The sequence below is a fragment of the Chrysiogenia bacterium genome, from assembly GCA_020434085.1.
In the GTDB taxonomy this organism is placed as follows: Bacteria; JAGRBM01; JAGRBM01; order JAGRBM01; family JAGRBM01; genus JAGRBM01.
Genome location: JAGRBM010000212.1, coordinates 1 through 10,088, shown reverse-complemented (window position 1 = coordinate 10,088; position 10,088 = coordinate 1). Strand labels below are relative to the sequence as shown.

Sequence of the window (10,088 nt, the reverse complement as noted above, 5' to 3'; positions counted from 1 at the left end):
GTTGCCCGAGCCGATGCAGCAGCGCGCGCCATCGGCGATGAAGAGCTTGCTGTGGATGTAGATGGGACGGTAGTAGCGCGGGTTGAGCAGTGAGCTGTAATCGCGCGCCAGCGAAAAAAGCCCTAGCTTTGTGAAGTCTGCGTCTTCGAGATGAGTGAGTCCTTTGCGGCTCGTCCCGACGAACTGGGGATTGCCCGGGAGCAGCAGCCACACGTAAACGCCGCGGCGGGTGGCGTCGCAGAGCGCGCGTGCGAGCACGTGCTGAAGTCGCCCCTTGCTGTCGCGAACGAGGACCTCGCGCGGCAGGAGGTTCAGCCGGTAGGCGCCGATGCTGAAGAAGAAATACTGATTTTCCAGATAGAGCGAATGCTCGGCCGACTCGATGAGATCGAGGTAGGCATGAAGCAGGCTGGCCTCCCCCTTGCGCCAGATACTCGGCGAGGCCTTGCCGGGACCGGGCACGTCGAGCTCGCAGCCCTTGTAGTGCAGGCTCGGGATCGTGCGAACAAGCTGTACGTTCGCGCCGCCGGGGTTGTGGGCCTCCGTGCCCAGGGAGCGGTAACCCAGCAGGTTCTTCAGCGGCAGATCATCCGCCCGCGCGCGATCCGGCCAGGGTTCCGGCCCCACCGCGGCGTTCCAGCGCTGAATGAAGTTGCCCTCGAGATCGCCCAGCACCGGGCCCTGCAGCTCGCAGGCGACGTCGTGCCAGGGCGTCTCCACGAAACGGTCGACGTGGGCGGGATCGTCGAGGGACTCGGTTACCAGGTTCACGCCGCCGCAAAAGCCCACGCGCGAATCGACGATCATGCTCTTCTGGTGCTGGCAACCGGCAAAGCGATCATCCCAGCGGACTTTGAGCGGCGCATCGAGTGAAGCAAGCAGGCTGCGGTTCTTTTCCGAGGCAAAAAATACATGCCCGCCGCCTGGGGCAAAGGTTTCCGCGTCGTGGGCGGGCATGCGCCAGAACAAAAGCCGCACATCGACGCCTTCGCGCGCTTTTTTGGCAAGGAGTTCCAGGAAGGTCCCGCCGTGCGGCGGCAGGAGCGGCAGGTCGGTGTCGAAGAAGGCGATGGTGAGCCAGATGCGCTCGCGGGCGCTGCGAATCTCCTCGACCATGCGGCCGATCACCGCGTTGCCGTCAATGAGGAAGCGCACGCGGTTGCCCGGGCGTCGCGGGAACACCGCGCGCGGTGCGAGCGCGAGCCCCATGATTTCATCCCACTCGCGAAGCCCCCAGAAGCCCGCGGCAAGGGTGAGCACCGCGGAGACGCCGAGCGGCGCCGAGGCCAACCACAGAGCAACCACCGCGAGGACGGCGCCCAGCGGGAGGGCGATTTTCTTGAGCCAGAAGTATCTGATCCAGGGGTTCATGCGCGCAAAAGCCTAACACAGAGTCCGGGACAGCGCCGTAACGAAGCCGTTGCAAAGAAAAAGCGCGGCCCGTGGGGCCGCGCTTTGCTTGTGCGATTTGTCTGCGTTCAGCCTTCTTCGGCCACCAGCTTCTGCAGCTCGCCGCGCTGGAACATCTCGGTGATGATGTCGCAGCCGCCGACGAACTCGCCGTCGATGTAGAGCTGGGGAATGGTGGGCCAGTTGGCGTAGTCCTTGATGCCCTGGCGAATCTGCTCATCGCCGAGGACGTCGAAACTGCCGTACTTGGCATTGATCTGACCGAGGATGCCCGCGACCTGCGCCGAGAATCCGCAGGAGGGGAAGTTGGGCGATCCCTTCATGAAGAGGAACACCTTGCTGCCCTTGACCAGTTCTTCGATTCGATTCTTTGTCTGTTCGTCCATTTGTGAATACTCCAGATTTCTGAGATTTGTTTGCGGTTTCAGCCTTTGCCCGGAACGGAGATCTGCTGGAACTGCTGCTCGTACTGTTCGGGCGTGAAGGTCTTGAAAGTAAAGGCATGCAGCTCGTTCGATGCGATCTCCGTGTTGAAGAGCTGCATCACCATGCGGTGACAGGCGATCATGGTCTTGCCCTCGAACTGCGGGGATACGATGAGTCCCTGCACGTGGTCGGCGGTGACGCCGGGCATCCCCTCGATGTGGGCCTTGGTTCCCTCGCCCAGCTCGCGTTCGATGCGTTCTCTGATCTCACCAAAAGTCATGCTGCTCTGCTCTCCAGTGGGGAATCATCGTATCCGGTCGGTCGGGCTCTGCCGAAGGGCGGTTGCCCAGCCATCCGGGCCAGTCATTCAGCCGTGCTCAGCCCGCGATGTCGCGGTAGAGGGCCGCAACGGCCTCTTCCATGGGGCGCGAGGCGGAAAATCCGGTGTCGCGCGCCAGCCTGGCGGCATTTCCGATCACCCGGGGCGGGTCGACCTTGCGCAGCAGCGAGGGATCGACCTCCGTGGTGATTTCCACCCCGGCCACCCGGGCCAGTTCCTGCAGAATCTGCCCGATGCTGGTTCCGTGGCCGGTGCACAGGTTGTAGGTCTCACCGGCTTTGCCCTTTTCGAGCGCCGCGAGGATTCCGTCCAGGGCATCTTCGAGCGTGATGAAATCGCGCAGGCTCTTGAGGTTGCCTACCTTGAGGGGGCACTTCTCCTGACCTTTTGATACGGCCAGCACGCGCCGGGCAATGGCCGAGCACACCGACGTGGTGGGGAGTCCCTCACCCACGACATTGAACATGCGGACCACAAGGGGCTCGATCTTGCCGATGCGGCCGTAAAGCCGTACCGCGTCTTCGGCGGCGAGCTTCGAGGCGGCGTAGGGGCTCACCGGACGCGTCGGGGTTTCTTCATCGATCAGGGCCACGTCCTCGGGTGGAATGCCGTAGACGTGGGAGGTGCTGAGATAGAGAAAGCGCGCGGAAGAGCCACGCTCGCGCAGCGCCTTGAGCATCTCGAGCGTGCCAAGCACGTTGACGTTGTAGACGCCGGCGGGATCATCGAAGGAGCTGGGCACGTCCACCCATGCGGCCAGATGAATGATCTGATCGGGGTTCGATGCCTCGATCACCGCGCGGACGGATTCGGGGTCGCCAAGCTCAAGCTGCAACTCCCGCTCGCCCTCAGGCTCCTCGCGCATGGCGCGCCACACGGTGGCGCCGCCGGCTTCCAGCCGATCGGCGAGCCGCCGGCCCAGGTTGCCGGAGGCACCTGTGACCAGGACATTCATTTCGCGTTTTTGTACCGCTCGAGATCGGCGTCCACCATGAGCTCGATGAGCTCCTTGAAGGTGGTGCGCGGCTGCCAGTTGAGTTTGGCCTTCGCCTTGGCGGGGTCGCCGATGAGCAGGTCAACTTCGGCCGGGCGCAGGAAGCGCTCGTCGATGACGACGTGGTCTTCCCAGTTCAGGCCCACGCGGGCAAAGGCGACCTCGCAGAGCTCGCGCACCGAGTGGGTCTCGCCGGTGGCAATGACATAGTCATCGGGGGTGTCGGTTTGCAGCATCAGGTGCATGGCCTCGACATAGTCCTTGGCATAGCCCCAGTCGCGCTTGGCTTCGAGATTGCCCATGCGGAGCTGCTTCTGCAGGCCCATTTTGATGCGGGCAGCGCCGTCGGTGACCTTGCGCGTGACGAAGTTCAGGCCGCGGCGCGGGGATTCGTGGTTGAACAGAATTCCCGAGCACGCGAACAGGTCGTAGCTCTCGCGGTAGTTGATGGTCATCCAGTGGGCGTAGACCTTCGCCACGCCGTAGGGGCTGCGCGGCCAGAAACGTGTTTCTTCGGTCTGTGGAACGGCCTGCACCTTGCCGAACATTTCCGAGCTCGAAGCCTGGTAGTAGCGGATCTTGGGATTGACCGTGCGAATGACTTCGAGCAGGCGGGTTGCGCCAAGGGCCGTCACTTCGCTGGTGAGAATCGGCTGGGTCCAGCTCGCCGGAACGAAGCTCATGGCACCGAGGTTGTAGATCTCGTCGGGCTCGACTTCGTCGATGATGCGATAGAGGGACATCTGGTCGGTCAGGTCGGCCGACTGCAGGGTTACCTGGTCCTTTACGCCCTCGATGTTCGGGTATTCCTGTTGAATGCTGTGGCGAAGCAGGCCGTGAACCTCGTAGTCCAGGCTCAGCAGATGCTCGGCCAGGTACGATCCGTCCTGTCCGGTGATGCCAGTAACCAGCGCCTTTTTCTTGCCCATGGGGAGCCTCCTGCGGTCCGCGTTTGAATCCGGTCGATCAGCGCTTTTGCGCTTCGAGCTCGATGCGCAGTTTGCGCAGCTTGATCACGTTGCGAATGGCCTCGGTGATCTCGCCTTTGTTGAGATTGGATTCGCCGCGAATGCGATTGATGAATCGAATGGGAACTTCCGTAACGGAAAAGCCCTTGAGATACAGTTGCATCAGCATGGCCGAGAGGGTGATGAAGCCCTTCGGCGCGATCTGGCTGCGATCCAGGCCCGCAACGGCCTCCGCGCTGTAGCAGCGGTAGCCGTCGGTGTAGTCCCTGACGGGAACCTTCAGCATGAATCGGCAGATCAGGTTGGCGCAGTAGCTGAAAATGCGCCGCTTGAGCGGCCAGTTGTCGATGACGGCGCCGGGGATGTAGCGCGAACCGATCACCACACCATACTGCTCGGCCTTGTCGAACAGCAGGTCCAGCTCGCCCGGATCGTGGGAAAAGTCCGAGTCCATCTCCACGAAGTGGGTGAAGCCGCCCTGTTTTTCGCCCCAGGCAAAGCCGTCGAGAACCGCGCCGCCGCGTCCGTTCTTTTTCTCACGGCGGAGCACGGTGACGGGGTAGTCGCCTGTCAGGGTCTCGGCCTTGTCGGCGGTGCCGTCGGGGGAGTTGTCGTCCACCACCAGCACACGGGCCACGCGCGGATTTTCGCACAGGGCCTTGCAGAGTCGCTCGATGTTGTCGGCTTCGTTGTAGGTGGGGATGACCACCAGCGCCTTGATCGCCTCACTCATGGATCGCCTCCGCCTCAGTCCTTCGCGTGCCGCGACAGGAAGGATTCCAGGGCCGCGCCGATCCGGTCGCACTCGACCGGGCTCATGATTCCGTGATTACCAAAGAACAGGCCGCGCTCCATGATCGCCTGCGCATTGGCCAGATCCCCGTGAATGCGGTGGGGGAAATACTGGAACGCGGGTTGCTTGGCCAGGTTGCCCGCCACGATGGGGCGGGTCTCGATGCCGGCGGCCTCAAGATGGTCGACAAGGTCCTGGCGCGAGAACGGGGCGCCTTCCTTCACGATGAGGGGATAGGCGAACCACGTGTGCCGGCAGTCTTTTTCGGGATAGGTGACGTCGATAAGGTCGGCATACTTGCCAAGCCGCTCGGCCCAGACGCCGGCGTTGCGACGGCGCACGTCGTTGTAGCCGTCGAGCTTGCCGAGCTGGTGCAGCCCGAACGCGCCGTTCAAATCCGTCGGGCGCAGGTTGTAGCCCGTGTTCACGAACAGGAATCGCGGATCGATCTCCGGGTTGTCGGACTCGAACTTCGATTTTTCCTGCGCATCGCGGATCCAGCCGTGGGCGCGCAGGATGCGGGCGAGCTCGGCCAGTTCGTCGTTGTCGGTTACCACCATGCCGCCCTCGATGGTCGTCATGTGGTGGGAGAAATAGAAGCTGTAGGTGCCAAAATCGCCGAAGGTTCCGACCACCTTGCCGCCGAGCTCGGTGCCCAGGGCTTCGCAGGTATCTTCAATGACAAAGAGCTTCTTTTCTTTGGCCAGCTCGCGCACCGCGTTCATGTCGGTGGCATTGCCCAGCAGGTGAACCGGGAAGATCGCGCGGGTCTTCTCGGTCACCGCCGCGCGGGCCTGATCCATGTCCATGCACAGGGTTTCGAGCGAGACGTCGACGAGCACCGGAACCGCGCCCATCTGGATCACCGGCCACACCGTAGTGGACCAGGTGACGGTGGGGACGATCACTTCGTCGCCGGGCTTGAGGTGATTCTTGAACGCGGGGTTGGCCAGTGCGGCCATGGCCAGCAGGTTGGCCGAAGAGCCCGAGTTCACCATCACCGCGTGTTTGGAACCCACGCGCTCGGCAAACCGCTTCTCGAACTCCCGCACGCGCGCGCCCATGGTGACGTAGGTGCTGAGCAGCGCGTCGACGCACTCGTTCACCTCTTCGGAACCATAGGCCGCCGCCACGAGGGTGAGCCGCTTGGTCGCAGGGTCTTCGCTTGCGGGCAATGCGAAGTATTCCTCGATCAGGCGATGAATGTCCTTGCGGATGTCTTCAGCGCTTCGTGACATGGCAGTTCCGGTTCATTTCGTGCCCGCGGGCATGGTCGTATCTGAAGGCAGCCCCTGGAGGAAGCTGCTCACAGTGCTGGAACCATGTGCCGGGGGAGTAATCAATCAAATTTGGGGCGAGCGACGGGGATCGAACCCGCGACAACCGAAGCCACAATCCGGTGCTCTACCTACTGAGCTACGCCCGCCACTGAATCTGCGATTCGGGGGAATCCCCTGTGTCTTGCTCCCGACCGGGCCGCGGTGTGGCGCGCCAGGCGGGACTCGAACCCACAACCTACGGCTTAGAAGGCCGTTGCTCTATCCGGTTGAGCTACTGGCGCCTGGGCCGTGGACTATAGACACTCTCGCGGTTCCCCCGCGAATTCAGGCCCGTAAAGATGTTTGGCGACCGGCCCCGAGTCAAGGGATATCTGCGATTTCACGGCCATTCCGGCAGGTTACGTCAGGAACGGGGCTGGACGCCTTCGATCCGGGCGCGGTATAGCTCTCCGGGAGCCCTTTGCGGGCCCTTTGAGGGCGCCTGCAGACAGAGGGCCGGCCCCGGAGGCAGAAAACCCCATGTGGAACGCTGAACGCGCCCGCCAGCGCCTGCTCGACCGGCTCCCGAAGATGGGGGAGGGGCGCATTCTGGCCCCCGCCGAGTATCAGCGCCACGCCGCCGTTCTGGTGCCTTTCTACGAAAATCAGGGCCGCACCAGCATCCTGTTTACCGAGCGCACCCAGAACCTGCCCAGCCACAAGGGCCAGACCTCCTTTCCCGGTGGCGGCGCCGAAGCCACGGACGTGGATCTGGAAATGACGGCCCTTCGCGAAACCCACGAGGAAATCGGCCTTCCCCCGGCGCAGGTGGAGATCCTGGGACAGCTCGACGACATCGTGACGGTAACCGACTACGTCATCAGCCCCTACGTGGGCTGGATTCCGGGGGTTGAAGATCTCAAGCCCGACCCCGGAGAGGTGGCCCGCTTCCACGAGGTCTTCCTCGACGACCTGCTGCGCCCGGAAATCTACGAACGCAAAGACGACTACGAATTTCGCGGTCGTCCCTATCCGGTGCACTTCTTCCGGCTCGAAGGCGTCACCATCTGGGGCGCCACGGGAAAGATGCTCGCCCAGCTATTGAAGGACGTCTTCGACTGGCACGGGGAAGTCGGGGATTATCTCTCGTAGAGAAGCTGCGCGGCTGCTACCGCCGCGCTCGCTGAAATTCCTTGAGGATCGTCGAATAGGGGCCGAAGAAGCGCTGATCCTTCACGTAGGTGTCGATGCGCGCGCCGAGCTGCACGTCCACTTCCAGGAACTCCACGCCGATGCCGGCGGCCTCGCCAAGGCGCGTATCGCCGCCGGGCTTGTGCACGTAGACCACGCGGATGGGAAGTTCGATGGGATCGCGCACGTTCTTGATGTGGAAGCCAAGGCGCAGGTTGTCGCCGGGCGAGAGTTCCAGCGTCGTCTCGATGAGCGCGCCGCCGCGCGAGAGTTCGCGCATGTGACCCTCATAGGCGCTCTCGCCGTGGATGAGCATCACCGGCAACTTCACCGCCGCGCGTTTGTAGCGGCGGTAGCGAAACTCTTTTTTCTCGTCACTCATTTGAGGTGTCCGGGAAGTGCGCGTCGAGCTGGGCCGCGAGGATTCCTGGCTCCTCGATCGGCAGCATGTGTCCCGCGTTCTCCAGTATCACCAGTTTCGCCCCTGGAATGCGTTCCGACAAGTAGCGGGCGTATTTCTCGGGGGTGAGCAGGTCCTTCCCGCCTCCGAAAACCAGCGTGGGCAGGGTGATTCGGCCGAGATCAGCCATGCGGTCGAATACGTTGCAGGCCCTGAAATCAGAGGCCGCCACCCCGGGCGAGCCCTGCACGCGGTCGCTGGCGTAGGCGTCCTTGAGCTCCCGCGGGGCCTCGGGGCCAAAGCCCTCCTCGCTGCGGCAGGAAGCCTCCCAGTTGCTCTCGATCCCCTCGATGATGGTGGGTTGCACCTTGAGCCGTGCCCCCGTGGCGACCAGCACCAGGCCGGAGAGCTCCGCCGCTCCGCTGAGCGCCAGGTCGATGGAAATCGCCCCGCCCATGGAGTGACCCATGACGATGGGCGGCGGCGTTTGCGCACTGGAGACGAGGCGCTCTGCCGCCCCGGCGACGACGGCCACCATGGAGCCGATGTCCGTGAGTGCCGGGCCCTCCGAGGCGCCGTGGCCGGGCAGCTCGATGGCGGCGAAGTTGAACTTGCCGGCAAGGCGCGATCCCAGCTCGCCCCAGACCCAGGCCGAGCCGCCGGCGCCGTGAACGGCCAGCAGCGTCCTGCGGCCCGCCACCAGCGGCGCGGCGCAGGCCAGATGTACGCGGTGCTCGCCGACGTTCCAGTAGATCGACTCGGGCAGTTTCTCGTAGTAGCTCATGGGCATAGTCTAGCGCGCCGGTTCGCTTGTGGGGGCGAAATCGGCAACAATCCCGGGGCAACGCCTGGGTGCAGGGCCTGCTGGTTCTTTGGCGCGGAAACCCGCTTTCCGGCCAAGGAAGGTTCGGTATGAATTCACGACGCACGCTGCTCTTTTTCTGCTTTCTCGCGCTGCTGGCCGGGCCCGCCCTGCTGCAGGCCAAAAGCGCCCCCCGCAAGATCCTTCTCATGGCCCTGGCCACGACGACGAACGCATCCTCGACCCGTGAGGACCCGCGCGGCGCGCGCTTCGGCTATGCCACCGTCAATGCCATCGACAACGAACCGCGCACCGCCTGGTGCGGCGGCGCCCAGATGCTCGGCGTTAATGAATGGTTCGAAGTGGGCCTGGTGCAGCAGCTCGAACTCCACGCCGTGGGTCTCATCGGAACGATCCCGCGTCCCGACGGCAAGGTCCCGCCCGAGGCTTCGGCCTATCCCTACAACCGCGTCCATCGGGTGCGTCTGGAAAACGGTCTGGGCGAGTTCCGGATGCTCGAGTTCAGCGACATCGCCGGGCGGACCGAGCAGAAACTCGACAAACCGCTTCTTGGCGAGCGCTTCAAGTTCAAGATCGAGAGCGTCTATCCCGGAGAGGACCGCGCGCTCACCTGCATCGCCGAACTCGAACTGCTCGGTCACACCCAGCCCGCCGGCGCGCCGGTGGACAAGCTCGCCGCCCGCGCCATAGAGAGCGACGCCCAGCGCGTGTTCGAGGAAGCCTTCGGCACCCAGCGCCCGGCGCTCGCCGCGCCCCGGCTCAAGGCCGAGCTTGCCGACATCTTCGGTCGCTATGCCGGTTACTCGGCGATCTCTGTGACCAAGACCCTCACCGATGTGGGGCTCAAGGGGCACGAGGGCAAGGGCCTTCGCCCCGACCAGACCGCCTGCGCCACGGCGCTGCGCGCGCTCTACGATGCGTCCCCCGACGCGCGGCGCTTCCTGCGCGAGAAATACTTCTTCAAGAAATCCCTGCCGCTTGCCGATGGGTGCGACCTGCCGGGCGATCCGCTCTACTGGGCGCTTCGCACGCGCAGCGAATCCATTCCGCTTTTTTGGCACCGCGGCGAGTATTACGGCCTGCTCGAACTGGGCGACGATCGCGCGATTGCGCCCTTCCTTGCCGTTTACGCCAAGCCCGATCAGGCCGTCTATCGCTGGTGGGAGAAACCCGCCGGCTGGCACGGCAACACCGACGACAGCCCGCTCGAACTCTTCTCCCACGTCGCCGGCCCCTACGCGCGCCGCACCCTGAAACGGCTCATCGAGGAAACCGAGCCCAGCTTCTACCTCGACGGCTTGCGCGCCCTGCAGGGGAGCGTGGGCAAGTAATGCGCTTCAATGGCCCCACGCTGGCGGCGCGCCTATGATGGTGCTCGCCCATGCGAGTCCTCTACGTCATCCACGATTTTCTTCCCCGCCACGCCGCGGGCTCGCAGGTCTATGCCCATGATCTGGCGGTCGCGGTAAAGGCGGCCGGGCACG

General features: G+C 63.9%; 11 protein-coding genes and 2 tRNA genes. 2 read left to right on the top strand and 11 right to left on the bottom strand.

From position 1 onward, the window contains the following. From KDH09_06945 to KDH09_06905, 9 genes are all read right to left on the bottom strand, one after another. Positions 1-1,371 (bottom strand): phosphatidylserine/phosphatidylglycerophosphate/cardiolipin synthase family protein (locus KDH09_06945; GenBank protein ID MCB0219412.1); only part of this gene is annotated, 1,371 nt, incomplete at its 3' end. A 107-nt stretch (positions 1,372-1,478) separates the two neighbouring features. Next, complete coding sequence (gene grxD / locus KDH09_06940; protein MCB0219411.1) at positions 1,479-1,796, bottom strand: Grx4 family monothiol glutaredoxin; 318 nt, start codon at positions 1,794-1,796, stop codon at positions 1,479-1,481. 38 nt (positions 1,797-1,834) lie between these two features. Then, positions 1,835-2,116, bottom strand: coding sequence for a BolA family transcriptional regulator (locus KDH09_06935; GenBank protein ID MCB0219410.1), 282 nt, complete (start codon positions 2,114-2,116; stop codon positions 1,835-1,837). Between the two features lie 97 nt (positions 2,117-2,213). Next, positions 2,214-3,131 carry a GDP-mannose 4,6-dehydratase gene (locus KDH09_06930; protein ID MCB0219409.1) on the bottom strand — a complete coding sequence of 306 codons (918 nt, stop codon included), beginning with the start codon at positions 3,129-3,131 and terminating at the stop codon, positions 2,214-2,216. After that, entirely contained in the window at positions 3,128-4,099 is a 972-nt protein-coding gene (gene gmd, locus KDH09_06925) for a GDP-mannose 4,6-dehydratase (GenBank protein MCB0219408.1), read from the bottom strand. The genes KDH09_06930 and gmd overlap by 4 nt, the downstream gene beginning before the upstream one ends. Before the next feature lie 37 nt (positions 4,100-4,136). Continuing rightward, positions 4,137-4,871, bottom strand: a complete 735-nt coding sequence (locus KDH09_06920) for a polyprenol monophosphomannose synthase (GenBank protein MCB0219407.1) — start codon at positions 4,869-4,871, stop codon at positions 4,137-4,139. A 14-nt stretch (positions 4,872-4,885) separates the two neighbouring features. Continuing rightward, complete coding sequence (locus KDH09_06915; GenBank protein MCB0219406.1) at positions 4,886-6,169, bottom strand: DegT/DnrJ/EryC1/StrS family aminotransferase; 1,284 nt, start codon at positions 6,167-6,169, stop codon at positions 4,886-4,888. A 112-nt stretch (positions 6,170-6,281) separates the two neighbouring features. Further along, a tRNA-His gene (locus KDH09_06910) sits at positions 6,282-6,357 on the bottom strand. 58 nt (positions 6,358-6,415) lie between these two features. After that, positions 6,416-6,492: transfer RNA gene (locus tag KDH09_06905), tRNA-Arg, on the bottom strand. Between the two features lie 289 nt (positions 6,493-6,781). On the opposite strand from KDH09_06905, the gene KDH09_06900 reads away from it, so the two are divergent. Further along, positions 6,782-7,342 (top strand): CoA pyrophosphatase, encoded by a 561-nt coding sequence (locus KDH09_06900; GenBank protein MCB0219405.1) that lies wholly within the window; start codon positions 6,782-6,784, stop codon positions 7,340-7,342. 16 nt (positions 7,343-7,358) lie between these two features. On the opposite strand, the gene KDH09_06895 is transcribed toward KDH09_06900, so the two are convergent. After that, positions 7,359-7,763, bottom strand: a complete 405-nt coding sequence (locus tag KDH09_06895) for a PilZ domain-containing protein (GenBank protein MCB0219404.1) — start codon at positions 7,761-7,763, stop codon at positions 7,359-7,361. Further along, positions 7,756-8,565 (bottom strand): alpha/beta hydrolase, encoded by an 810-nt coding sequence (locus KDH09_06890; protein ID MCB0219403.1) that lies wholly within the window; start codon positions 8,563-8,565, stop codon positions 7,756-7,758. Before KDH09_06890 ends, KDH09_06895 begins: the two co-directional genes overlap by 8 nt. A gap of 128 nt (positions 8,566-8,693) precedes the next feature. Here KDH09_06890 and KDH09_06885 point away from each other — a divergent pair, with 128 nt between their 5' ends. Continuing rightward, positions 8,694-9,935, top strand: a complete 1,242-nt coding sequence (locus KDH09_06885; protein ID MCB0219402.1) for a hypothetical protein — start codon at positions 8,694-8,696, stop codon at positions 9,933-9,935. Positions 9,936-10,088 lie beyond the last annotated feature (153 nt).